The organism is Parabacteroides sp. AF18-52 (assembly GCF_003479145.1).
Taxonomy (GTDB): domain Bacteria; phylum Bacteroidota; class Bacteroidia; order Bacteroidales; family Tannerellaceae; genus Parabacteroides; species Parabacteroides faecis.
On record NZ_QUGR01000003.1, the window covers coordinates 91,392 to 115,900 of the forward strand.

The following is a 24,509-nucleotide window of genomic DNA, read 5'->3' on the forward strand; positions in this document are numbered from 1 at the left end:
CCAGATCCTTTCAGGGACCTGGCTGGTAATATAAATCAGAATGCATTCCGGTTGTTATTTGATTTGCTTGAACGCTTTTCCGAGCATGTCGGTGATATCACCGGCGATCATACTTTCTTCCGAGCGGTAAACGGCAGCCAGGTCGCCAGCCGTACCATGAAGGAAAACTCCCGATACAGCAGCTGTTTCAGGTTCAGCTCCTTGTGCCAGCAATCCCAGGATAATACCGGTCAGGACATCGCCGCTACCGGCAGTTGCCATGCCCGGATTTCCGCAACTATTAAAATAAATGTTACCTCCGGGAGTACAGGTTGCCGTATAGGTACCTTTCAGGACAATGCAAAGTTTATGATCGACAGCGAATGACTGTGCTTTCCGTAAACGTTCGAACATGCTGTTGCTTTCTCCGGCAATGCGGTCGAACTCTTTCGGGTGCGGTGTCAGGATGCTGTGCGGAGGGATGCGGTTCAGAAGATCTTTATTGGAAGCGATCAGGTTGAGTGCATCGGCATCCAGCACGACCGGCTTTTCCGTTGTTTGAAGCAGACGTTCCAAAGCGGCAGCCGATTCGAGATGCTGGCCTAATCCGGGTCCTACACCGATGGCGGAGTAAGCGGATATTTCGGGAACGGTCGTGAAATAGTCGGGATGCGGATCGAAACTGACCATCGCTTCCGGGAAAGCGGCCTGCAGGATTACTTCACCGCGTTGCGGAATGTGAACCGTCAGTAGTCCGGCCCCGCTTCTCAGGCATGAACGGGCGGCAAGCAGGGCAGCTCCCATTTTGCCTTTGCTTCCGGCAATAAGCAATGCGTGGCCGAAAGTCCCTTTATGAGAGAATTTGTCGCGTGGCTGGAATACTTCCGCCATATCTTCTTCCGTCACCATCATATAGGGAGTGGGAGTATTATCGACAATATCCGGATGAATACCGATATCCAGCACTTTCCATTCACCGACATATTCGGCATTCTCCGGGAAGAAGAACGCCAGTTTCGGGAAACCGAACGTCAGTGTCAGGTTGGCCCGGATGATAGAGTCCGGATCATTGGTCTGGTTGTTTTCGCCGAACAGTCCGGAGGGAATATCTATAGATACGATCGTCGCATCCGATTGATTGATATAATGTACCATAGCAGCGAACCCGCCTGTCAGCGGACGATTCAGGCCGGAACCGAACAGACCGTCGATCACGACATCACGTTCGGTCAGTACCGGAGGAACGAAGTCGGCTACTACTTCGGTAAACTCTACCTTTTCCAGGCCGAGTATCCGTTGCTTATTCATCTCACAATCAAAAGAAAGATGTTCGGTCGGATTGAATAAATAAGTCTCAACTTTGTAGCACTCATCTTTCAGCAGGCGTGCGATGGCAAGTGCATCGGCACCGTTGTTACCCTGTCCGGCGAATACGATGATGCGGGTTTGCTTCGAAAAACGGCGGCAGAACTCCTGCACAAAAACCGTTGAGGCACGTTCTACCAGGTCGATAGAGCTAATCGGCTCGTTTTGGATCGTGTATTGATCGAGTTCTTTAACCTTATCGGTTGGAAATATCTTTATCATGATTGTAGGATCTCTAATATTTATTCTGCATACAAATGTATAACAAACTTTGTAAACAGGCTAACTACGCTAAAATAATTTATTCAGTTATTATCAGATTATCGATAACCTCACAAAAGTAAGTACAACTGAAAAGTGACTACCGGATAGGAGCAGATAGGGATGGTTAGTGCTGGATAAAGACAGTTAATCTTTATTGGAAAAAGAGCTGACAACCGCTGTCGAAACATAGGTGTTTTAACGACAAAACATATATGATTTGCAAACGAAACATATATGTTTTGGATAATGATTTACTTTGTAATAGAGCGTTAGAGAACGGTTTGACCTCTACTAAAAAAATTGAAAAAATGCCCTATTATAAATTCTATATTAAAGATACTTCTATCTATATTTAAAGAGAGACCGGTCCGTGTGTATAAGGTGTGTTTTATAACTTGCTTTAGGCGATTGAAATTCAAAATATACGGCGTATAAGAAGTGTATAACTCAGCGTATAACTTAATTTCTTTAATTGTACGATATAGAACTAGCATCAAAATACTTGGTCCTACAATCTGATTATGCCTGGTCGGAGTTCCGAAAATTTTGATTCAGAAATTATCAGATTTGAATGCTACTTTTCTCTTGAAAGAAAAGTAACCAAAAGTTCAAGGCTGCACCTGCCTCGCTACTTCGCATCCTGCGTTCGCTGTCGCCTCCGAACTCGCTTCGCTCAAACAGCGGATGCTCCGGACGCTCTCTCCGGCTGCTGCGTTTAACGCTCACCAGCTGATGCCTTTCATAGAACGCTTTGCGTTCTCTTGTGATTGCTGATACTGCCTGTTAAAACCGAAAGCACCTGTTATATTATATAGGTGTCGGTATCGGCAATCTTTAAAGGAAGCGAAGCTTCCTATAAAAGGCCTAAGCGGGTGAACGTCCGCGAAGGTGGAAGACGAAGCGGTTAAAAAAATCCGTTGTCTGAGCGTAGCGAGTTTCGGATTTTTCAGCGTAGTCTTTCGCCGAAGCAGTGAAGCCGGTTAAGCCTTGATCTTTTGACTACTTTTCCATCAAGGGAAAAGTAGTTCAATTATTTCTAACAATGAAACTGTTCCTGTTTTTCAGGCGAAAGTCAGCAGAAAACGGCTGCCCTTTCCCGCTTCCGAAATAACGGTCAGGCTCCCTTTGTGCATATACATGATTTGCCTGGAAACACTCAGCCCGATGCCGGAGCCGACAGGTTTGGTGGTAAAAAATGGGATGAAGATGCGCTCCTGGACATCTGCCGGAATGCCTGTCCCGTTATCTTTGACCTGGATAAAGGTTTTCCCCTCTGTATTGATCCCTGCCGACAACTCTATCAACGGGTCCGGGCAATCTATTGTTGCGTCCAGCGCATTTTTTATCAGGTTGATAAGTATTTGCTCGATCAGCGTCTTGTCTGCAATGACCTGTAAATGCGATGAGGAAGGAAGTATCCTTATCGTATCTGTTTCTTCCCTGAACAAGAGGACGACGCTGTTAAGCAGGCTGTCTACCGGAATGATTTCGGGAACCGGAGTAGGGATGCCCGTCACCTTCCGGTAATTCTCTACAAAACGGACCAGGCCGCTGCTTCTCCGGAAAATAGTATTGATCGCCTGGTTCATCTCCTCCCGGTCCTCTTCGCTGATCTCCTCCGAAGCCTGCTTGTTTTTCAGCAGTTCGGAGAGGGAGACGATAGGAGTCATCGAATTCATGATCTCGTGTGTCAGTACCCGGATCAGTTTCTGCCATGCTTCGGTCTCTTTGTTTTCCAGTACGGAACGGATATTCTTCATGCTGACGACTGTAAGCGGCTTGTTCAATACCACGAATGACATGGAAGAGAGTATCAGTTGCGAATAATCCTCCTGTCGGCGGACTTGCAGGATGGAGAGTTCGCCGGGATGCAAAATACGCAGCCGGGCAGGAAGTTCCGGGTGATAAGCTGCCAGATCGTCAATCGTTTCGGCAAAATTCAATCCGGTTTGTATCTTGGCAGCCTGGTTCATCCATTCGATCTGTGCCGTTTCGGAAGAATAGACGAAGACGGAAAGGTCGATATGGTTGGCCAATGCCTGGAAGTATTGCAGTTGGCTTTCTTTCTGTTGCAGATGTTTTTTATAATAAAGTAAGGCATCCTCCATCGCTTCGGTCAACTCACGGGGAAGAGCTTCCGAGTTCTCTCTGGGTGTTTTCCCGGAAGCCAGAAAGTCGGAATAACGTACCGACCAGACAAACTGGCGGAACAGTCGGTCGCTCCGTTCCATCTGCCGGAGCAGATACCAGGCTTCGATCAGAAGAGCGATCCCGGCGATCCCCGCAGAGATGTAGAACTTCCCCGCCACCAGAAATGCGCAAACCAGACTGGTGAACAGTACTAACAGGATCGAAGCGATGGCCTTTTTTGAGTACTGTTTCATAAGCCGTATTTTTCCAGTCGCCTATACAAAGATGTACGCGTAATACCCAACAGGTCGGCGGCCTGTGTCAGGTTACCCGAGCAATGTAGCAACGCCTCTTGTATCGTATTCTTCTCCAGTTCTTCCAGATTGAATTTCTCCTCTTTCTCCCGGTAGCTGGCAACAGGGGTGCGGAGCATGAAGTCGTCGTATTGCAGTTTCTTCTGGTCGGAAAGGATGACCGCCCGTTCGATGACATGCTGTAGTTCGCGGACGTTGCCCGGCCAGTGGTATTGCTTGAGGAGCTGGCGTGCTTCCCGTGAGAAGCCGTCGATCTCTTTCTTGTATTTCAGGCTGTAGCGTTTCAGGAAATGATCGGCGAGGAGGGAGACATCGTTTCCTCTTTCGCGCAGAGGAGGGATGAACAGCTCGATCGTATTGATCCGGTAAAGCAGGTCCTGACGGAAATTGCCGTCGTTTACTGCCGCATGCAGGTCGGTATTGGTCGCGCAGATCAGCCGGACGTCGATAGGCGTCTCTTTGGTCGATCCCAGGCGGTTTATCTTCTGTTGTTCGATCACCGTGAGCAGCTTCGATTGAAGCATAAGCGGCAGGTTTCCGATCTCATTCAGGAAAAGCGTGCCGCCGGATGCGATCTCGAAACGTCCCGATTTGCTTTTACCTGCATCGGTAAAGGCCCCTTTTTCATACCCGAACAGTTCGCTTTCAAACAGGTTGTGCGGGATGCTTCCCAGGTCGATAGGTACGAATGCCTCCTGGTTACGTGGCGATTGCTGGTGGAGCGTGTAGGCGATCAGGTCTTTCCCCGTCCCGTTCTCGCCCTGAAGCAGGATATTGGCATCGGCATGTTTCAGTTTATCCAGTGTCCTGAATATCTGCTCCATCACGGGAGATTCGCCGATCACCTCAATTTTAGGCTCTGCAGTGGTGAGCACCGATTTTTGCTCTTTCAGGGTTTGTACCTCACCGCGGCGCAGGCTGAGTTCAAGGGCGGACGAGATAGTTGCCAGCATCTTTTCATTCTGCCAGGGTTTCGGAATAAAGTCGGTGGCGCCTGCTTTGATGGCACGGACAGCCTTTTCCGTATCCGAATAGGCGGTGATCAGGATAACGACGGTTTCGGGTGATATTTCGCGGATGCGTTCCAGCCAGTAAAAGCCTTCTTTCCCGCTGACGGCATCGGCCGTGAAGTTCATATCGAGCAGGATCACGTTGTATTTGGTGGTCGACACGAGCCGGTTGATCTCCTTCGGATTAGTACTGGTCGTAACGCTTTCAGCCAAAGGACGAAGTAACATTTTCAATGTAAAGAGAATGTCTTCGTTATCATCGATCACTAATATTTTGCCTTGTCGTACTGCCATGATATTTGTTCTTCGTGTGTTATAGAGTGCCCCAAACTTAGGTAAAATTTCCGGATAGACGATTAATAATTTGCCAATTTGTTAATATGCCAATGTGCCAATTATGGCAACTATCCTGTTAGTTCTTTCTTAGAAAAGAATTGAAAGTCCCTGCGTTTGGGATTCGTTGTTGGTGATGAACCGTTCGGAATCGTATGGAAAGTGTACGATATCGTACGGTTGTTATATTCTCTGCTATGTTTATATATTTAATTTTTAATACGTTATGAAAATGGCATAGATATTGGATATAGTTAGCCAGGTATCGATAGATAGAACGGTATAACATTGACTATCATAAAAGAAATAACCATGTTTAAACATTACATCAAAGTAGCTATCCGCCAGGTTAAACGGAGTTTTCTGTTTTCCTCCATCAACATATTCGGTTTTGTGTTGGGGATGACTGCCGCCTTCCTTATTTACTTATGGATCGTGGATGAACTGACATTTGAGGATTTTAATAAGAACGGCGAATCTATCTACCGGGTGATCCGGGAAGAGCAGACCGCAAACGGTCAGGTGCCTTCTACCGTCACTCCGCTTAGTGAAACATTCCGGAAAGAATTTCCGAAGGTGGAGAATGCAACCTTTATAAAGTACGGCGGGAAATATGACATTCGTACAAAAGAGGTGGCTATCGATGTTAACTATGCATTTGTCGATACGACTTTCTTTGATGTATTCACTTTCCCTGTTGTGGCAGGCGACCCGTCCCTGCTGAAGAAAGATCCGCAACAGATCGTGCTGTCGGAAGCGATAGCCGGGAAACTGTTCGGTAAGACATCGGCTATAGGAAAAGAAGTCGAGTGTAAAAACAGTAAAAAATATTATAAGGTGGCAGCCGTCCTGAAAGTTCCGCGCAAAAGCCATATTCAGTTTGAGGTGCTGGGCAGCTGGGATGCTTATAAATGGGCGGGAATAGAAGATGAAGTCTGGGGCTTTTCAGAAAGAATGCACGTCTTTATCCAACTGAGGAAAGGAAATGCACTGACGGATGCAGACCGGTTGGCCATGCGTGATCTCTGGATGAAACATTCGCAATGGGGGAAGCCCCTGGCGTTCCAACCGTTGAAAGATATTCATCTGCATACACCTTTCAAAGAACCCAACGATGTGTTCAACCACGGAAATATTCAACAGATTTACCTCTTTGCGGTGTTGGCTATCCTGATTGTCTTTATGGGGGCGTTTAACTTTATGACGTTGTCGACGGCTCGCGCTTCCCTGCGTTCAAAAGAAATCGGTGTCCGGAAGGTGACCGGGGCAAAAAAGAAAAAGCTGATCATGCAGTTCCTGTCGGAAAGTCTGGTGCAGGCTTTTATCTCGTTGCTGCTGGCATTGGCACTGACGGAATTGCTATTACCATTTTTCAATCTATTTGTCGGAAAGGATATTACTTTGCAGCTCAATTGGCAGACTTTCTTGTTTGTGTTGTTCGGTATCGTCGGCGTAGGTTGTCTGGCCGGGGCTTTCCCCGCTTTCTATATGTCGTCGTTCAGTCCGTTGCTGGCTTTCAAAGGAGGGCAGGTGACCGGAAAGAAGGGTACATTGATCAAGGGACTGGTTTGTGTACAGTTCGTAATCGCAATAACCATGATTATTTGTACGACTGTCATATTCAAGCAACTCCATTATCTGAAGAACGCCGATCTGGGGTTGAACAAAGAGTATCTGATCGAGGTGGATGTTGTAGACTGGCGCCGGGGAGCGGACGGATTTAAACAAGAGATACTTAAAAATCCGTATGTCAAGAGCGTTGCGTTGGGGGTGGAGATCACAAACTACCTGCAGGGATATGGCTTTGAACAAAGTATGTTCAGCTGGGAAGACGAGAATGGAAAAACAGACTCGGTAAAGATGGTCGGAATGGTCGGAGACAGCGACTTTATTCCTGCTTTGGGACTGACCTTGCTGAAAGGGGAAACTTTCGGAGCGAATCCCGACCATTACTGGGATGGTTCCTATGCAAAGGAATCGCCGATCGTTATCAATGAAACGGCCTGGAAGATGCTGAAGGTCGAGAACCCGGTCGGTATGTTACTGACGGGCGGCGGGATCGGTATCCGTAATTCCAGGGTTGTAGGTGTTGTGAAAGACTTTAACTTCCAGCCGCTACGGGAAAAGATAAAACCGGCATTCTTCTATTATACGGTTCAGTTGTTTAATTATATGTATATCCGGATCTCGGCAGAGAACCAGACCGAGACGTTGGAGTTCCTGAAAAAGGAATATGAAGAAGCACGTCCGGATATGCTTTTCAATTACCGTTTCCTGACAGATGTATTAAATGAGAATTATGCCCGCGAGCGGCAACAAAGCCAGATGTTCCTGATCTTTACTGTACTGGCGATTATCGTTGCCATGATGGGAGTATTCGGACTGGTGGCTCTTTCTACGGTGCAGCGGACAAAAGAAATAGGTGTCCGCAAGGTGAATGGGGCACATTCCGACCGGATCGTGAAGATGTTCTGCCGCGAATACCTGATTTGGGTGGGTGTTGCTTTTGTGATCTCCTGTCCGCTTGGTTACCTCTTCATGCTGAAATGGTTGAGCAACTTTGCTTACCAGACCACGATCAGCTGGTGGCTTTTCCCATTGGCGGGCGGCATTATACTCCTGATAACCTTGTTGACCGTCATGGCCCAGACCTGGCGTGCCGCCTCCCGGAATCCGGTAGAATCTTTACGATATGAATAAAAGAACAAACAAACGATAACGATATGTTGAAACATTATGTAAAAGTGGCCTTTCGGTTGATAAAGAGAAGTTTTCTGTTCTCATCCATCAATATGCTGGGCTTTGTATTGGGGATGACGGCTGCTTTCCTGATTTACCTCTGGATTGTGGATGAACTGACATTCGAGGATTTCCATAAGAACGGCGACTCTGTCTACCGTGTGATTGCCGTGAACCGGGATGAAGGCGGACAAGTAAAAGAATCTGTCTATACGGTGGCTCCGTTAAGTAAAACCTTCCGGGAGGATTTCCCACAGGTGGAGAACGCGACCTTTATGCTTAACTTCGGTACGCTGAACCTCCATTCGGGAGCTGACCTGATCGAAGCAAAATATACATATGTGGATACTACTTTTTTTGATGTATTCAGTTTTCCGGTCCTTGCCGGTGATCCGAATCTGATAAAGAAAGACCCGCAGCAAATCGTGCTGGCTAAGTCGGCTGCACAAAAGTTGTTCGGACAGTCGACGGCTGTCGGGAGAGAAGTAACCTGCCAATTCCTGGGACAACTCAACCGCTATAAAGTGGCTGCCGTGTTGGATGTACCTCGTAAAAGCCATATTCAGTTTGAAGTGTTACTGAGTGAGCAGGCTTATTTTGAGCCGATGAGCTGGGATTATGTGGAAGGGACAAATGTATATGTCCAGTTGAAGAAAGGTACTGTTCTTTCGGATGCCGACCGGCAAGCGATGAGCCGTGCCTGGCAGGACAGACAGGAAGGCGGGTTGTCGCTGGAGTTCCAGCCGCTAAATGATATTCACCTGCATACCTGGTTTAAAGACCCGGAAGTCAGCAACTATGGAAGTATGTCACAGATCTGGTTGTTCACCGCTCTGGCATTGCTGATCATATTTATGGGGGCATTCAACTTTACCACTTTGTCGACGGCACGTGCATCCCTGCGTTATAAAGAGATCGGTGTCCGGAAAGTGACAGGGGCAAAACGTAAAATGCTGATCGTGCAGTTCCTGTCGGAAAGTCTGGTGCAGGCTTTTCTTTCGCTGGTCCTGGCGTTAGCACTGACGGAGTTGCTGTTGCCTTTCTTCAATGTGTTTGTCGCAAAGGATATTGTTTTGCAGTTCAACTGGCAGACTTTGTTGTTTATCCTGTTCGGGATCATAGGGATCGGTTGCCTGTCGGGGGCTTTCCCTGCCTTTTATATGTCGTCGTTCAATCCGTTGCTCGCTTTCAAAGGTGGAAAGGCTACCGGTAAGAAAGGGATGCTGATCAAAGGACTTGTTTGCGTACAGTTTATTATAGCCATAACGATGCTTTTCTCCACTTCGGTTGTATTCAAACAACTTTCTTACCTGCAAAATGCGGATTTGGGATTCGATAGGGAAGAGATGATAGTCGTCAATTGCGGAGAGTTCGAGCTGATGTCTTACTTCGGCGGTCTGGGCATAGACGATTACCGGCAGGAAGTCATGAAGAACCCGAATGTCAAGCATGTGGCAGGCGGTGTGGAACTCTCGAATTATCTCCGCGGACATAAAACGGAAGAAACAGTCTTCAGCTGGCAGCATGACAACGGACAGGTGGATTCGTTGAAGCTGGTCGGCGTAGTGGGTGACGGTAACTTTATGGAGACTTTGGGACTGACATTGCTCAAAGGCGAGGTGTTCGGTGCCGATAAGAATGCTTATATGGACGGAACATATAGTAAGGAATCGCCTGTCGTGATCAATGAAACGGCCTGGAAGATGATGAATGTGAAAGATCCGATCGGCATGGTCGTTCAGAATAACGGATGGTTCGGAGAGACTTCGCGGATTGTCGGCGTGGTAAAAGATTTTCATTTCCAGCCGCTGCGAGAGAAGGTGAAGCCTGCTTACCTGTATTATTCCCGCCAATTATTGAATACGTTGTACATCAAGATAGCTCCGGAGAATAGGATGGAGACTTTGAAGTTCCTGAAAGAAAAATATGAAGAGATGCGTCCGGACAATGTTTTCTCTTACCGTTTCTTCTCGGATGCCCTCAACCGGAACTATGCCCATGAACAACAACTGGGGGAAATGTTCCTGGTGTTTACGATACTGGCTATCGTTGTTGCTATGATGGGAGTGTTAGGGTTGGTTGCCCTTGCCACTGCGCAACGGACGAAAGAGATCGGGGTCCGTAAAGTGAACGGGGCACATTCCGACCGGATCGTACGGATGTTTTGCCGGGAGTATATACTTTGGGTAGGAGTTGCCTTTCTGGTAGCCTGTCCGCTCGGTTATCTCCTGATGGTTCGCTGGCTGAGTAACTTCGCTTATCAGACGACGATCAGCTGGTGGCTCTTCCCTGTATCGGGGTTGATCATTTTGTTGATTACTGTCTTGACAGTAGTCGTGCAAACCTGGCGTGCCGCTTCCCGGAACCCGGTGGAATCGTTACGATATGAATAAAACAATAAGAATAATAATAGAAAGATCATGATAAAAGCAGTAAATTTAACGAAAGTGTTTCGTACGGAGAGTGTTGAGACGACAGCCCTTAATGGCATCAATCTGGAAATAAACCAAGGTGAGTTCCTGGCAATCATGGGACCTTCCGGCTGTGGCAAATCTACCTTGCTGAATCTGTTGGGGTTATTGGATAACCCGACTTCCGGCGAGTTATGGTTTATGGACCAGGAAGTTTCCCGCTATACGGAGAACAACCGTACCGACTTGCGGAATGGTAATCTGGGGTTTGTCTTTCAGAGTTTCAACCTGATAGATGAACTGACCGTGTTTGAGAATGTGGAGCTTCCCTTATTGTATGCCGGGGTTCCGGCAAAAGAACGGATGACGAGGGTAAACGCTGCGCTCGACCGGATGCAGATTGCCCATCGTACGGAACATTATCCACAACAATTATCCGGTGGCCAGCAGCAACGTGTGGCTATTGCCCGTGCCATTGTTACGAATCCCCAGATAATCCTCGCGGATGAACCGACCGGAAACCTGGATTCCGTGAACGGCAGCGAGGTGATGAACCTGCTTCTCGAATTAAACAAGGAAGGTTCGACCGTTGTCATGGTAACTCACTCGGAAGAAAATGCCCGGATGGCGGGACGGCTGATCCGCATGATGGATGGAAATATCCTGACGGAAAGCTATAAATAACACATAATATTGCTTCTGTATTCATTCCTACCTGTTTGTGCTTCGATGAAAATGTTGTACCTTTGCTCCCTCGAAAAATAAACGGTATATGGATAAGATCCGATTAAAAGATAAAGAATTTGAACTGTTTATCCCGGAGAAGGAGATCAAGGAGGCCATTGCGAAGATGGCTGAACAGATCAAGGCGGATGTAGGAGACAGCAATCCCCTGTTCGTAGGGGTATTGAACGGTGCGTTTATGTTTACTGCCGAACTGATGAGGCAGATGGATACGCACTATGAAATTACATTTGCCCGTTATTCATCCTACCGGGGGCTTAATACCACCGGAGTTGTTCGTGAGATCATGCCGGTGCAGGCCGATGTGAAGGGACGTACCCTGATCCTGCTGGAAGATATTATCGATACCGGCTACACCATGCAGTTCGTGATGGATAAGTTAAGGAATGACGGTGCAGCCGATGTCAGGCTGGCAACCATGTTATTCAAACCGGATTCTCTGAAATGCGATTTGAAGCCAGACTATGTGGGCATCCGGATCCCCAGCGATTTTATTGTAGGCTACGGACTTGACTATGACGAGATGGGACGTGCCTACCGGGATATATATAAGGTAATAGTTGATAAGTGACAGTTGACAGTTGACAGATGGTTGCTAGTAATCAATCGGTCGAAGACCGAAATAATTCTCAACTGTCACTTGTCAACTGTCAACTGAAAAGTATATTTATATAAAACTAAGAAACAATATTATGTTGAACGTTGTTATTTTTGGTGCTCCCGGATCAGGAAAGGGAACACAGAGCGAGTTGATCATTAAAGAGTATGGTTTGGATCACATTTCAACAGGTGATGTGTTGCGTGCTGAAATGAAAGGTGAAACAGAACTTGGTAAGATCGCAAAAGATTATATTGAAAAAGGTCAGCTTGTACCGGATGAACTGATTGTCGATATGCTGGCAAAGGTATTGGATAGCAAGGCAGGTTCTAAGGGTGTTATCTTCGATGGTTTCCCTCGTACTATTCCGCAGGCAAAGGCACTGAAAGAGATGTTGAACAAACGGGGTACGGATGTATCTGTTATGTTGAACCTGCAGGTGGAAGAAGAAGAACTGATCAATCGTCTGCTGGAACGCGGCAAAGTATCAGGACGCTCTGACGATAACCTGGAAACGATCAAATCGAGACTGGAAGTTTACCACAACCAGACGGCTCCGTTGGCAGACTATTATGTTGGCGAAGGCAAACATGTTGGTATTCACGGTATGGGTACAGTAGAAGAAATCTTCGGCCGTATCAAAGAAGCAGTAAATAAAGTAAAATAAGAAAGAAATAAGAAAATGGCTGAATCAAACTTTGTAGATTACGTAAAGATCTATTGCCGCTCGGGAAAGGGCGGAAGAGGGTCTTCTCACTTTCGTCGTGAGAAATATATTCCGAAAGGAGGTCCCGACGGAGGCGACGGGGGGAGAGGAGGCCATGTATATCTTCGTGGTAACCGGAATTACTGGACACTCCTGCACCTGAAGTTCGAACGTCATATCATGGCGACGAACGGCGAAGGCGGAAGTGCTAAACGTAGCTTCGGAAAAGACGGTGAAGACCGGGTGATCGAAGTGCCTTGCGGAACCGTGGTATATGATGCCGAAACCGGCGAATATATCTGCGACGTTACCGAAGACGGACAGGAAGTCATGTTGCTGAAAGGCGGACGCGGCGGACAAGGTAACTGGCATTTCAAAACGTCTACCAACCAGGCTCCCCGTTATGCTCAACCGGGCGAACCGGCTCAGGAGCGCAAGGTGATTCTGCAGTTGAAGTTACTTGCCGACGTTGGTCTGGTAGGTTTTCCGAATGCAGGAAAGTCAACGTTACTCTCTGTCGTATCGGCTGCTAAACCGAAGATCGCCAATTATCCGTTTACTACCCTCGAACCGAATCTGGGTATTGTGAGCTATCGCGATCACCGTTCGTTCGTCATGGCGGATATTCCCGGTATTATCGAAGGGGCGAGTGAAGGCAAAGGCCTCGGACTTCGTTTCCTTCGTCATATCGAACGAAATTCCCTGCTTCTCTTTATGATCCCGGCAGATTCCGACGATATAAAGAAAGAATATGAGATCCTTCATAACGAATTGGTAAAATATAATCCGGAACTGCTTGGTAAGAGCCGTGTACTGGCTATCACCAAGAGCGATATGCTGGACGACGAACTGATCGAAGCGTTGTCGGAGGAACTACCGGAAGGTGTTCCGCATGTGTTTATCTCCTCTATCACCCAGCAAGGCATTACAGAATTGAAAGACTTGCTATGGAAGGAGTTGAATAAGGAAACCTTCCACCAGGTCGAGAATATCGTTCATCAGAATATCGACGTAAATTCTATTCCGCTGGATGACGACGACGATGATTTCGTCTTTCCTGTGGATGAGGATGATCCGGATGAAGAGTATGAAGAATACGAGTGGGACGACGAAGATGAAGAAACTGAAAAGTAATACAGTCGAAATGTTGCAATTCTCCGGATTAAGTGGGGAATGCAACATTTCTCATTTTATAACGACCCGTCACGGCGGTGTGAGCAAAGGGAATTATGCAGCACTGAATCCGGGAGAGTATAGCGGAGATGATCCGGCTGCTGTCCGGATGAATCGTCGGCTTCTTGCGGATGCGGTTGGGATTTCTCCCGAAAAGATTTTTGCCCCTTTCCAGGTGCATGAGGCGGAAATAGGGTGTATCGATACTGATTTTCTCTCTCTTACGGAGACAGGGCAGAAGGATGAGATGAACGGTAAAGATGCCTTGGTAACCGATATTCCGGGAATTTGTGTGGCTGTTTCTACAGCAGATTGTGTCCCTGTCCTGGTTTATGCACCGGATAAAAAGGTGGTGGCCGCTATCCATGCGGGATGGCGGGGAACGGTAAAGCAGATCGTTGCTAAAACAATCGGTTGTATGGTGGATCGGTATGCCTGCGATCCTTTACAGATGATGGCCGGTATTGCACCGTCGATCGGCCGGGAGGCTTTTGAGGTGGGAGAGGAAGTTGTCGGTGCCTTTCGGGCAACCGGGGTGGATATGAATCGTATAATGACGCGAAACTCACTGACCGGCAAAGCTCATATCGACCTTTGGGAAGCGAACCGTATCCAACTGCTTCAATCCGGATTACCGGAGGATGGTATCGAGGTTTCCGGCATCTGTACTTATCTGCATGATAACGATTTTTTCTCAGCCCGTCGGTTGGGTATTAAAAGCGGACGCATCCTGTCCGGTATACTAATTAAAGAGTAATACTATATGATACATGTTTCTATCTCGGAAGAAATAGCGAAGGCGTGTCCGGAGCTGCATATTGCTGTTGTGCAATGCGACGTGGTAAATACAGCATCAGACGAACAGTTGTGGAAAGAGATCACGGAAGTGGAAACCCTTGTCCGTTGCTCCTGTAAACTGGAAGAGATAAATAAATTCCCCCCTATCCGGGCAACCCGGCAGGCTTATAAACGCCTGGGAAAAGACCCGAATCGATACCGTCCTTCAGCGGAAGCACTTCGCAGACGTATCCTTCGTGAATTGCCCTTGTATAAAATAGATACGTTAGTCGATATAATCAATCTTTTATCCATCCGGAGCGGTTATTCCATCGGTGGGTTCGATGCCGGTAAAATAGATGGTAACCTCGTGCTGGGAGTCGGCCAGGAAGGAGAACTTTATCATGGAATAGGTCGTGGCGAATTAAATATAGCCGGTCTTCCGGTATATCGCGATAACCAGGGAGGCGTTGGAACTCCGACCAGCGATGAGGAGCGGACCAAGATCGACATACACACGGGAAAGCTGTTAATGATTATAAACGGATACTCGGGAGAGGATGGTTTACGGGAGGCCGTCTCCTATGGCGTCGATCTTTTAAGCCGATATGTTTCAGCAACAAACTTCGAAATAGAGGAAATTACGCCTGAAAGTAGAGTGAAAATATTGTTATAAACGTGTTAATTATGTTTATAAACCTCAAAAACACCCGGTTTTATGCTAAAAAACATCTATTTCCTTTTGTTTTAATCGATTAATCTCTAAATTTGCCCCCGTTAACGAATTAACAAAACGAAAAAGAAAATGATCGAATTGATTGGAACAAACGCCGGCCTCGTTTGGACAGTATTGAACGAAGGCGGAAAAATGAGTGTAAAGGCAGTAAAGAAAGCAACTAAGATCAAAGCAGAAAAAGACATGTATGCTGCGTTTGGTTGGTTAGCAAAAGAAGGAAAGTTGTCTTTCGAAGAGATTGAAGGTGAATTATTTGTTGCGCTGATTTAATCACGTAACCGATACTAGGTAAAGGAGGGCTGTTCGGATAGTATTTGGACGGCCTTTTGTGTGTCTATACGTTTTCGGTTTAAAAAAACGGACTGACTGTTGCTTAATTCAATTCTAAATTTTACTTTTGTATAGAATTTGGTGTGAAATGACCGAAGATCAAAAGAGACTGTTGGCTGTATTTGAGGTAAGGGTTCGTGATTTAATGGAATTATGTAATAAGCAAAACCATAAGATCAACGAGCTCACAACTGTTTTGAACCATAAGGAAACAGAATTGAAGCAGGCAATAAAAACGATTGAAGAGTTGAATACCAAATGCGATAAGCTGTTGACAGCAAGAGTAGTTTCTGTAAATGAAGGGGAAATGAAAAGTGCAAGGATGCGCTTATCGAAGTTAGTGCGGGAAGTAGACAAGTGCATTGCACTATTAAACGAATAGAAGCGATGGACGATAAATTTCTTATACATTTAGAAATAGCCGAAAAGAGTTACGGCCTCTGGATTGATCGGGGTGAAGAACAGCTTGCGCGGGATGCTGCCAAGCAAATACGTAATAAGATCAACCAGTATCGGCAATATTTTGCTAAATCCGATGTGGATGTAAAAGATTTGTTAGCCATGGTTGCTTTTCAATTGTCTATGAGTAATTTGCAATTGGAAGATAAAAACGATACAAGTCCTATTACAGATAAGATACAAGAACTCACGGGTGAGTTGGAGAAGTATTTGAAGGATAAGTAATTATATAATAATTGTAAGAAGAGTTTCCGCACTGCTCTGCACGGTGAATCGTGTATTGTAGTGCTTTTTTTGTTTTTATATATAAATGAATTTAAACTATAAGTAAAATGGCTGTGTATATAATCATATCATCAATTGTGGCTCTCCTGATAGGGGGGCTGTTGACGTGGTTGAGCATGCGTTTTCTTCTGAAATCGAGGTACGATTCCGTACTGAGGGAAGCGGAGAAGGAAGCGGAAGTGATCAAGAAGAATAAATTGCTGGAAGTAAAGGAAAAATTCCTTCATCTGAAAGCGGATCTGGAAAAACAAGTATCGGCAAGGAACGCAAAGATCCAGTCGGCCGAAGGTAAACTGAAACAACGTGAACTGACCCTGAATCAGCGTCAGGAAGATTTGCAGCGTAAAAACTGTGAAATAGATGCTGTAAAGGAAAATCTGGCTAACCAGCTGGAACTGGTAGATCGTAAAAAACAGGATCTGGAAAAACTTCACCAGAGAGAGATCGAGCAGTTGGAAGCTCTTTCCGGTCTTTCTGCCGATGAAGCAAAAGAACGCCTGATCGAATCGTTGAAAGACGAAGCCAAATCGGAAGCTACTTCTTATATCAATGAGATCATGGAAGAAGCGAAGATGACTGCTAATAAAGAAGCAAAGAAGATCGTTATCCAGTCTATCCAGCGTGTAGCAACTGAAACGGCGATTGAAAACTCTATCACTGTGTTCCATATCGAATCGGATGAGATCAAAGGTCGTATCATCGGTCGTGAAGGTCGTAATATCCGAGCCCTGGAAGCTGCTACCGGTATCGAGATCGTTGTGGACGATACTCCTGAAGCAATCGTACTTTCCGGATTTGATCCGGTTCGCCGTGAAATAGCCCGTCTGGCATTGCACCAATTGGTACAGGACGGACGTATCCACCCGGCCCGTATCGAAGAGGTGGTAACTAAGGTGAAAAAGCAGGTGGAAGACGAGGTTGTTGAAACCGGTAAACGTACCGTGATCGACCTGGGGGTTCATGGATTGCATCCTGAGTTGATCCGTATGATCGGTAAGATGAAATACCGTTCTTCTTATGGTCAGAACCTGTTGCAGCATGCCCGTGAAACAGCCAATCTTTGTGCTGTGATGGCTTCCGAGCTGGGACTGAACCCGAAGAAAGCAAAACGTGCCGGCTTACTGCATGATATTGGTAAAGTGCCTGATGATGAACCGGAATTGCCGCACGCAATTCTGGGTATGAAGCTTTGCGAGAAATATAAGGAAAAACCGGATATTTGTAATGCGGTAGGTGCCCACCACGATGAGATCGAGATGCAGACCCTGCTGGCTCCGATCGTTCAGGTTTGTGATGCTATCTCAGGTGCCCGTCCGGGTGCCCGTCGTGAGATCGTCGAGGCTTATATCAAACGATTGAATGATCTCGAACAATTGGCTTTGTCTTATCCGGGCGTTGTGAAGACTTATGCTATCCAGGCTGGTCGTGAGCTTCGCGTAATTGTTGGAGCAGATAAGATCGACGACAAGGATACAGAAAATCTGTCAAACGAAATTGCTAAGAAGATCCAGGACGAAATGACTTATCCGGGACAGGTGAAAATCACGGTTATCCGCGAAACACGTGCCGTAAGTTATGCGAAATAAAGTCTTTTAGGAAATATTTAGAACAAATATTTAAGGTGGCCGGTCTATTCAGATCGGCCATTTTTATTTTGTGCAACTGTTAATTCTTAGACTTTGAGATAGGAGAAGTGGGTTGATAGTATTATTATATTTTGCACAATAACAGGGAGTTATCATCGTGTCCGGTCTTGTATTCTATTTGTTTAATTAATATATTTACCGCGAGAGGTACAAAATCACTTATATTCTATATCTAATTACTCATTTAAATCTTTTACCACATGACACTAAAAAAGTTTGTTTTGATCCCGGTGATTATCGGAGTTCTTGCATGCCTGATCCAGGCGTTAGATCAGTTATTGTATACCTCGGTACCTCCTGAAGGAAATGTCGGATTTAGCTGGATATCCTTTCAGTCATGGGCTGTTTACTTCCTGGCCGGTTGTACGGTGAGGGGAGGGATAAAAGCCTTTATTGCGTATGCGATCGGTATTGCGGCTTCTATCGTTATTATGCTTCTCGGTGGTGCGATGACTCCGGCCTTAGGGTTCTTTGCTGTTCCTGTTGCGGTTGGTGTGATTGCTTTCTGTGCTATTTTCTGCGAACGTAGCGAATGGTTGTCTCTGGTTCCGGCGTTGTTTATCGGGGCAGGTGCCTTCTTTGCTTTTATGAATTATGTGCCGAATGCAACCTTCTGTACGGCTGCTTTGACGGAGATGATCTATTGTACGATCGGTTTGATCTTCGGTTATGTCACGATCTGTCTGCGTAGTGCTTATGAAAAGAAAGTGGCGGAAGATAATTCGAAGGAAGAAAAAGAATAAGGAATAACGGAATGATATAAAAAGACTGCTTTGAAGCGACTGTACCGGATATAAGGAACAGCTGTTTCAAAGTAGTCTTTCAGTTATTACCGGTTACCCAAATCGTCGTATAATGTTTGTAACAACACCTTTCCTCTATTCAGGCGTTCTTCACTGCCAGCTGCCGGATTTTCGATCAGCGGTTTGTTGCTTTCGTTGTCATATACAGAAACGCCTGTGCTGTCGATGAATCCGAATCCGTTCGTGAATGTATAGAAAGAATATTCCGGATACCCGGGAGCCAGTATGTCACGGCTGAATATGAATTGGTCGTGCGGTAGGCCCAGCTGGCTAAGTAAGGTAGCCGCCAGGTCTGTCTGATTGGCATACGTTTCGATGACAGTCGGCTCTTTGACGGCACCGCCCAGCCAGATCATCGGGATATGGAAACGACGGGGTTCATAGTCTGTTAACGAGGAAGGATAGCGGTAGCCGTGGTCGGATACCAATACGATCAATGTATTTTTCCAGACAGGCAATTCTTTCAGTTTGTCGACGAAACTACCGATACAGCTATCCGTGAAAGCTACGGAGTTGAGATACGGATCCTCCAGGTGATGGTAGGGCACTTCGAAAGGCTCATGGCTGCTTAATGTCAGGAAAGTACTGAGCCAGGGTGCCTTTTCATTCCGATCCTTGATTGATTCGTATAGGTGGGTAAAGGTTATATCGTCGTTTGCCCCCCATTTACTTAAACGGCTGGAGAGCGGAAAATCCCGGTCGGCTGTTATTTGGCTATATCCGGAACTGAAGAAATAACTTTGCATATTCGTGAAGTTGATATCTCCGCCATAAAGCATATCAGCCGTATATCCCTGTTCACCCAGACTTTTGGCGATGGAAGGGAGTGTCTGACTTTTGGCCGGATACTTCATAATAGATGTTGTCGGCTGTGCCAGATAACCGTTCAGCACGGCCACTATTCCCCGGTCGGTGCGGAAAGAGTTGGCATACATATTCGTAAATGTGACCCCTTCCCGGCTCAGTCTGTTCAGGTTGGGGGTGATGCCGACCTCTCCGCCTACAGCTTCGATTACATTTGCCGTAAAACTTTCCATCAGGATGATCAGAATGTTGGGGCGGTCTGTTGTCAGCAGCTTTTCCGTATCGGCATCGTTCATCGGAAGGTTGTTATGGGCGGTCAGCGCTGCATAACGTTCCTTTCTTTCTTCTTCAGGGAAAAAATCGAACTGGGCGGCGAAGTCCTGTTGCTTGCTTAACGACGCAAGCAAGCTGAAGGCCGGATTGATAGCCGAATGATTCAGAAATTGGTTCTTACTGAAATAAACCATCCCGACATTGGCTGTGGAAGTCGTTACGCCTCCCCGGATAGGAATGAACAGTATACCGCCCAACAAAAGAATGACGATCGTTCCGCCTAGCCTGTTATGGGCAGGAGTAGTGGGGAATAAAGGCACGACAAACCGTTTGAACACCCAGTATATACCATAAGCATAGATAAGAAATAGTAGGAACTGCAGAAAAAAAGTTCCGATAGGAACGCTTGCCATCGCATCTGCCGGCGATTGCAGGTAAAAGAACAGGGTGGCATCCAGCCGGAATCCCCAATATCCGTAAAGTGCCACATCGACAGCAAAGATTGCAGCGACCAGAAGCCCTGTAGCCAGGAAGTACCCTTTGATGAGCTTCTGATAGAATGTGCCTGGTAACCAGACGGAAACCAATATACAGAGTAAAGGAATTACAGTCAGATATCCTGAAACCGTACAGTCAAGCAATAAACCATGGGTAATTACCTTAAGGTAATCGATTAGCGAACATTCGTTCGCTAAGGCATGGTGATATAACATAAAGACTGGCTTCTGAATCGCAAGGATCGGAAGCCAGCAGAAAAATACTGTCAGAAGAAATAATAACCGTTTTTTCATGAAGCGGTATATAGCTTTTCGCGCAGTTCGGCAACAACAGGATCAGTGATATAATCATCATAATCCATCATCCTGTCGATGATGCCGTTCGGAGTCAGTTCAATAATACGGTTTGCTACAGTCTGGATGAACTCATGGTCATGGCTGGAGAAAATGATGTTTCCTCTGAATTGCTGCAACGTATTATTGAAAGCCTGGATCGATTCCAGGTCGAGATGGTTGGTCGGTGTATCCAGGATCAGGCAGTTGGCATCCGTAAGCATCATACGGGAGATCATGCAACGCATCTTTTCACCTCCGGACAATACACTCACTTTCTTCAGCAGTTCTTCACCTGAGAACAACATACGACCCAGGAAACCTTTCAGGAACACATCGTTCGTGTCCGGTGAGAACTGGCTTAACCAGTCGATCAGATTATAATCGGATGCGAAATATTTGGCATTATCCAGCGGAAGATAACTTGTCGTAATGGTCTGTCCCCACTGATAAGTACCTTCATCCGCTTTCTCTTCGCCGTTGATGATCTGGAACAGGGCTGTCATGGCACGCGGGTCGCGGCTGATGAATACCACTTTATCTTCTTTCTCGACATTGAAGTTCAGATCCTTGAATAACACTTTTCCTTCGATCCTCTTGGTCAGTCCCTTCACTTCCAGTATCTGGTTGCCCGGTTCACGGTTCGGGGTGAAGATGATACCCGGATAACGGCGTGAAGACGGCTTGATCTCTTCAATATTCAGTTTCTCCAACATCTTCTTGCGGCTGGTGGTCTGCTTAGACTTAGCCACGTTGGCACTGAAACGACGGATGAATTCTTCCAGCTCCTTTTTCTTTTCTTCAGCCTTCTTGTTCTGGTTCTGTTGCTGGCGGAGTGCCAACTGGCTCGATTCGTACCAAAAACTATAGTTACCGGCAAACATCTGCAGTTTACCGAAGTCGATATCTACCGTATGTGTACAAACGGAATCCAGGAAGTGACGGTCGTGACTTACTACCAGGATGGTGTGTTCCGAGTTGGACAGGTAGTTTTCCAGCCAGCTGACCGTTTCCAGATCGAGGTCGTTGGTCGGCTCATCCAGCAGCAGGTTATCCGGCTGGCCGAACAAGGCGCGGGCAAGTAGAATACGTACCTTTTGCTTACCGCTCAGGTCTTTCATCATGCTGTAGTGATATTCTTCGCTGATACCCAGGCCGCTCAACAGGCTGGCAGCATCACTTTCTGCATTCCATCCCTCCATCTCTGCGAACTTTTCTTCCAGTTCCGATACGCGGATACCGTCGGCATCGCTAAAATCAGGTTTTTCGTAAAGCGCATTCTTTTCGCTCATCACATCCCATAAAGTGGTATGCCCCATCAATACAGTATCCATTACCGTATATTCGTCAAAAGCAAAGTGGTCCTGGCTCAAAACCGAAAGACGTTCTCCCGGACCTAAGCTCACTGAACCGCGAGTCGGGTCGAGTTGTTTGCTGATTACACGAAGGAATGTTGATTTTCCGGCACCGTTGGCACCGATAATACCGTAGCAGTTGCCCGGTGTAAACTTCATATTTACATCCTGAAAAAGGATGCGCTTGCCGAACTGTACGTCCAGATTGTTTACTGTTATCATATTTTGAATATCTATTAAATTTCGAATGAGTGTGCAAAGATACTAAAAACGGACGTTCTGTGCCAATCGGAATCGTTTTAATCGGAGTTACCGTATTAAAATATTGTATATACTGAATAAACATCCGTTTGATTATTATCAAATGAAAGAAACGCAATTATCAAACGAAAGGAACACAATTGTGCTTTATTCGTTTGATATATATCAAACGCAAAAATGAATGAGTAAAAAAGTTCACAGGATAGCAGGATTTGTATCGTTGATCAGGTATGTTTTTTATAAATATTACTCTTATTGATGAACTTTTGAAAATAAAGTTTTACATTAGTGTTATTAATAAGGGTAGCTAATATGTTCAAACTATTTAAACCACTGTTAGGTCTTTTGTTTTTTCTCTTACTGTTAGCCTGTAGCGGAAAAAACGAGGTAGCTTCCCTGTTGAGTGAGGCTGAAAGCTATATGACTGTAAAGCCGGATAGGGCTTTATGTCTTTTAGACAGTGTAAAATGGCCGGAAGATTTGTCGCGCAAGGAACAGGCTCTCTGGTGTTTGTTGTATACGGAGGCACAGGAGAAGAATCGGATAAAGCATTCGTCCGATTCTTTAATACAAATAGCTGTCAGGTATTATGAGAAGGCTGGTTGGGAGGATCGGAAGATGCAGGCTTATTATTATTGCGGGAATGTATTCTATGATTTGAATGATGCACTTCAGGCACAGGAATATTATTTAAAGGCTTATGAAGTGGGAAAGAGTTTGGATGCTCCCTCTTTACTCGGACAATTGTGTGCCAATTTAGGTTCCTTGTATACCTTCCAAAAACTGTATCAACCGGCTTTGAATTACCAGAAGAAAGCGGTCGACTACTTTGTTCAGGATGCAGATACCGTCAGTTTGTCTGTGACTCTTCGAAATATCGCTCGTATTTATGTTTGCGAGAATAAACTGGATAGTGCAATTATTTATTATTCGATAGCCTTGCTGCATACATCCGATTCGCATGAGCTTTATATGTCGAATGAATTGGCGGATGCGTACAGCCGGGTAGGAGACTATGAGAGAGGTTTGTCTTATGCCTGGAAAGCTTATTCAAAAATAGAGACTGCCGACGATTCCTGTCTGGTCAGTTTAACTTTAGGAGATTTGTATTTGAAGACCGGAAAAATGGATTCTGCTTATTCTTATTTTTCTTTTGCCAGGAAAAGTACTGATCTTCATACAGTGTGTGATGCCTATCGTAATTTATCACGTTTCGAAAAATACAGACAAAATTGGAAAGCCAGTGCCGACTTTCAGGAACAGTATGAGTTATTGCGTGACTCGATTGAGAAACAGACCTATATGGAAACATTGGCTCGGTTACAAAGTTTGTATGATTATCGGTTGGTGGAAAAAGAAAAAGAGTATTACAGGCAGGAGGCAGACCGTAAAACAAATTATTTGTACAGGCTTTGGGGAGGAAGTTCTTTCTTTTTATTGATGGCGGTATGCGTTGCTTTTTATTTGTTTAAGGAAAAGAAGAAAAAAGAAGAACAGCAGGACCAATCGTTGCGTCTTCAGGAGCAGAAATATAAAGAAAGCCAGGAATATTTGAAAGAGCGAAATGTTACTATCGTAAAGTTAGAGCAACAAATAGCTGTAGAGCAAGAAAGAATAGAAGAAAATATCCAACGGTATGAAAAGAAGTTGGCACAGGAAACAGATAGGGCGGCTGAAAAGGAACGAGAGCTGAAAATGGTACAAGTCCTTTTGAATGAAAAATTAGTTGTGCCAATAGATGGTATTCAGGAGGAAGTCGATTTTAATCATTTGTTTTTTACTTCAGAGATGTATCTGGGGTTATGTACAAAATGGAAAAAGTTAGATGAGACACAATGGCCGGAGGTGGTTAAGACCATAGACCATGTGTTGTACAGAGATTTTACCAGCAAGATAAGAATATTATATCCCCGAATCTCAGAGTTGGATTTGGTGGTATGTTGTTTGACCAAGTTGGATATTCCGGTAGGACGTATAGCATCGTTATTATCGGTAAACAGCCAGACGATATCTAATAAGCGTAAGCGTTTATATGAAAAATTAACTCACCGGAAAGGATCTGCACAGGATTTTGATGAATTTATAAAAGCTTTTTAATAATAGATATTGTTTATAATTTACTGTTTATTAATATCTTGTGAAATGTGACATATTTGTGACATGAAAGCTTTGGGGAGGTTTTTG

General features: G+C 45.6%; 20 protein-coding genes. 14 read left to right on the forward strand and 6 right to left on the reverse strand.

Annotated features, from left to right (window positions below; translation table 11 throughout):
• Positions 1-54: 54 nt before the first annotated feature.
• From DWX23_RS07205 to DWX23_RS07215, 4 genes are all read right to left on the reverse strand, one after another.
• Positions 55-1,566, reverse strand: a complete 1,512-nt coding sequence (locus tag DWX23_RS07205) for an NAD(P)H-hydrate dehydratase (protein ID WP_122373994.1) — start codon at positions 1,564-1,566, stop codon at positions 55-57.
• 603 nt (positions 1,567-2,169) lie between these two features.
• Positions 2,170-2,334 carry a hypothetical protein gene (locus DWX23_RS24855; protein WP_158607057.1) on the reverse strand — a complete coding sequence of 55 codons (165 nt, stop codon included), beginning with the start codon at positions 2,332-2,334 and terminating at the stop codon, positions 2,170-2,172.
• Positions 2,335-2,669: 335 nt separating this feature from the next.
• Positions 2,670-3,992: a PAS domain-containing sensor histidine kinase gene (locus tag DWX23_RS07210; RefSeq protein WP_122373995.1), complete on the reverse strand. Its 1,323-nt coding sequence runs from the start codon at positions 3,990-3,992 to the stop codon at positions 2,670-2,672.
• Positions 3,989-5,356 (reverse strand): sigma-54 dependent transcriptional regulator, encoded by a 1,368-nt coding sequence (locus DWX23_RS07215; protein WP_122373996.1) that lies wholly within the window; start codon positions 5,354-5,356, stop codon positions 3,989-3,991. The genes DWX23_RS07210 and DWX23_RS07215 overlap by 4 nt, the downstream gene beginning before the upstream one ends.
• A 351-nt stretch (positions 5,357-5,707) precedes the next feature.
• Between DWX23_RS07215 and DWX23_RS07220 the strand changes: the two genes are divergently transcribed.
• The 13 genes from DWX23_RS07220 to DWX23_RS07280 all read left to right on the forward strand — a co-directional run bounded on the left by DWX23_RS07220 (position 5,708) and on the right by DWX23_RS07280 (position 18,742).
• Positions 5,708-8,095 carry an ABC transporter permease gene (locus tag DWX23_RS07220; RefSeq protein WP_122373997.1) on the forward strand — a complete coding sequence of 796 codons (2,388 nt, stop codon included), beginning with the start codon at positions 5,708-5,710 and terminating at the stop codon, positions 8,093-8,095.
• Between the two features lie 23 nt (positions 8,096-8,118).
• Entirely contained in the window at positions 8,119-10,527 is a 2,409-nt protein-coding gene (locus DWX23_RS07225; RefSeq protein WP_122373998.1) for an FtsX-like permease family protein, read from the forward strand.
• 27 nt (positions 10,528-10,554) lie between these two features.
• Positions 10,555-11,229: an ABC transporter ATP-binding protein gene (locus DWX23_RS07230; RefSeq protein WP_122373999.1), complete on the forward strand. Its 675-nt coding sequence runs from the start codon at positions 10,555-10,557 to the stop codon at positions 11,227-11,229.
• A gap of 88 nt (positions 11,230-11,317) precedes the next feature.
• Positions 11,318-11,860, forward strand: coding sequence for a hypoxanthine phosphoribosyltransferase (gene hpt / locus DWX23_RS07235; RefSeq protein ID WP_122374000.1), 543 nt, complete (start codon positions 11,318-11,320; stop codon positions 11,858-11,860).
• A 121-nt stretch (positions 11,861-11,981) separates the two neighbouring features.
• A complete protein-coding gene (locus DWX23_RS07240) occupies positions 11,982-12,554 on the forward strand; it encodes an adenylate kinase (protein WP_122353872.1) in 573 nt (190 codons plus the stop codon).
• A gap of 15 nt (positions 12,555-12,569) precedes the next feature.
• Positions 12,570-13,727 carry a GTPase ObgE gene (gene obgE, locus DWX23_RS07245; protein ID WP_122353871.1) on the forward strand — a complete coding sequence of 386 codons (1,158 nt, stop codon included), beginning with the start codon at positions 12,570-12,572 and terminating at the stop codon, positions 13,725-13,727.
• A complete protein-coding gene (gene pgeF, locus DWX23_RS07250) occupies positions 13,672-14,523 on the forward strand; it encodes a peptidoglycan editing factor PgeF (protein ID WP_122374001.1) in 852 nt (283 codons plus the stop codon). The genes obgE and pgeF overlap by 56 nt, the downstream gene beginning before the upstream one ends.
• A 6-nt stretch (positions 14,524-14,529) precedes the next feature.
• Positions 14,530-15,219, forward strand: a complete 690-nt coding sequence (locus tag DWX23_RS07255) for a B3/4 domain-containing protein (RefSeq protein WP_122374002.1) — start codon at positions 14,530-14,532, stop codon at positions 15,217-15,219.
• Positions 15,220-15,348: 129 nt separating this feature from the next.
• A complete protein-coding gene (locus DWX23_RS07260) occupies positions 15,349-15,549 on the forward strand; it encodes a winged helix-turn-helix domain-containing protein (protein ID WP_007659033.1) in 201 nt (66 codons plus the stop codon).
• A 148-nt stretch (positions 15,550-15,697) separates the two neighbouring features.
• Positions 15,698-15,991, forward strand: a complete 294-nt coding sequence (locus DWX23_RS07265; RefSeq protein WP_122374003.1) for a hypothetical protein — start codon at positions 15,698-15,700, stop codon at positions 15,989-15,991.
• Positions 15,992-15,996: 5 nt separating this feature from the next.
• Positions 15,997-16,293, forward strand: a complete 297-nt coding sequence (locus DWX23_RS07270; RefSeq protein WP_122353867.1) for a cell division protein ZapA — start codon at positions 15,997-15,999, stop codon at positions 16,291-16,293.
• A 107-nt stretch (positions 16,294-16,400) separates the two neighbouring features.
• Complete coding sequence (rny, locus tag DWX23_RS07275; protein ID WP_122353866.1) at positions 16,401-17,939, forward strand: ribonuclease Y; 1,539 nt, start codon at positions 16,401-16,403, stop codon at positions 17,937-17,939.
• Between the two features lie 260 nt (positions 17,940-18,199).
• A complete protein-coding gene (locus DWX23_RS07280; RefSeq protein ID WP_122374004.1) occupies positions 18,200-18,742 on the forward strand; it encodes a DUF1097 domain-containing protein in 543 nt (180 codons plus the stop codon).
• 86 nt (positions 18,743-18,828) lie between these two features.
• Here DWX23_RS07280 and DWX23_RS07285 read toward each other — a convergent pair whose 3' ends face one another.
• Positions 18,829-20,670 (reverse strand): LTA synthase family protein, encoded by a 1,842-nt coding sequence (locus DWX23_RS07285; RefSeq protein ID WP_122374005.1) that lies wholly within the window; start codon positions 20,668-20,670, stop codon positions 18,829-18,831.
• Entirely contained in the window at positions 20,667-22,286 is a 1,620-nt protein-coding gene (locus tag DWX23_RS07290) for an ABC-F family ATP-binding cassette domain-containing protein (RefSeq protein WP_122353863.1), read from the reverse strand. Before DWX23_RS07290 ends, DWX23_RS07285 begins: the two co-directional genes overlap by 4 nt.
• Before the next feature lie 351 nt (positions 22,287-22,637).
• Between DWX23_RS07290 and DWX23_RS07295 the strand changes: the two genes are divergently transcribed.
• On the forward strand, positions 22,638-24,422 hold the full coding sequence (locus DWX23_RS07295; protein ID WP_122374006.1) for a hypothetical protein: 1,785 nt from the start codon (positions 22,638-22,640) through the stop codon (positions 24,420-24,422).
• Positions 24,423-24,509: the final 87 nt, after the last annotated feature.

Excerpts from the sequence above, each read along its gene's own strand:
- DWX23_RS07205 (WP_122373994.1), bottom strand. The coding sequence starts at position 1,566 with ATGATAAAGATATTTCCAACCGATAAGGTTAAAGAACTCGATCAATAC.
- DWX23_RS07210 (WP_122373995.1), bottom strand. The coding sequence starts at position 3,992 with ATGAAACAGTACTCAAAAAAGGCCATCGCTTCGATCCTGTTAGTACTG.
- DWX23_RS07215 (WP_122373996.1), bottom strand. The coding sequence starts at position 5,356 with ATGGCAGTACGACAAGGCAAAATATTAGTGATCGATGATAACGAAGAC.
- DWX23_RS07220 (WP_122373997.1), top strand. The coding sequence starts at position 5,708 with ATGTTTAAACATTACATCAAAGTAGCTATCCGCCAGGTTAAACGGAGT.
- DWX23_RS07225 (WP_122373998.1), top strand. The coding sequence starts at position 8,119 with ATGTTGAAACATTATGTAAAAGTGGCCTTTCGGTTGATAAAGAGAAGT.
- DWX23_RS07230 (WP_122373999.1), top strand. The coding sequence starts at position 10,555 with ATGATAAAAGCAGTAAATTTAACGAAAGTGTTTCGTACGGAGAGTGTT.
- hpt (WP_122374000.1), top strand. The coding sequence starts at position 11,318 with ATGGATAAGATCCGATTAAAAGATAAAGAATTTGAACTGTTTATCCCG.
- DWX23_RS07240 (WP_122353872.1), top strand. The coding sequence starts at position 11,982 with ATGTTGAACGTTGTTATTTTTGGTGCTCCCGGATCAGGAAAGGGAACA.
- obgE (WP_122353871.1), top strand. The coding sequence starts at position 12,570 with ATGGCTGAATCAAACTTTGTAGATTACGTAAAGATCTATTGCCGCTCG.
- pgeF (WP_122374001.1), top strand. The coding sequence starts at position 13,672 with ATGAAGAGTATGAAGAATACGAGTGGGACGACGAAGATGAAGAAACTG.
- DWX23_RS07255 (WP_122374002.1), top strand. The coding sequence starts at position 14,530 with ATGATACATGTTTCTATCTCGGAAGAAATAGCGAAGGCGTGTCCGGAG.
- DWX23_RS07260 (WP_007659033.1), top strand. The coding sequence starts at position 15,349 with ATGATCGAATTGATTGGAACAAACGCCGGCCTCGTTTGGACAGTATTG.
- DWX23_RS07265 (WP_122374003.1), top strand. The coding sequence starts at position 15,698 with ATGACCGAAGATCAAAAGAGACTGTTGGCTGTATTTGAGGTAAGGGTT.
- DWX23_RS07270 (WP_122353867.1), top strand. The coding sequence starts at position 15,997 with ATGGACGATAAATTTCTTATACATTTAGAAATAGCCGAAAAGAGTTAC.
- rny (WP_122353866.1), top strand. The coding sequence starts at position 16,401 with ATGGCTGTGTATATAATCATATCATCAATTGTGGCTCTCCTGATAGGG.
- DWX23_RS07280 (WP_122374004.1), top strand. The coding sequence starts at position 18,200 with ATGACACTAAAAAAGTTTGTTTTGATCCCGGTGATTATCGGAGTTCTT.
- DWX23_RS07285 (WP_122374005.1), bottom strand. The coding sequence starts at position 20,670 with ATGAAAAAACGGTTATTATTTCTTCTGACAGTATTTTTCTGCTGGCTT.
- DWX23_RS07290 (WP_122353863.1), bottom strand. The coding sequence starts at position 22,286 with ATGATAACAGTAAACAATCTGGACGTACAGTTCGGCAAGCGCATCCTT.
- DWX23_RS07295 (WP_122374006.1), top strand. The coding sequence starts at position 22,638 with ATGTTCAAACTATTTAAACCACTGTTAGGTCTTTTGTTTTTTCTCTTA.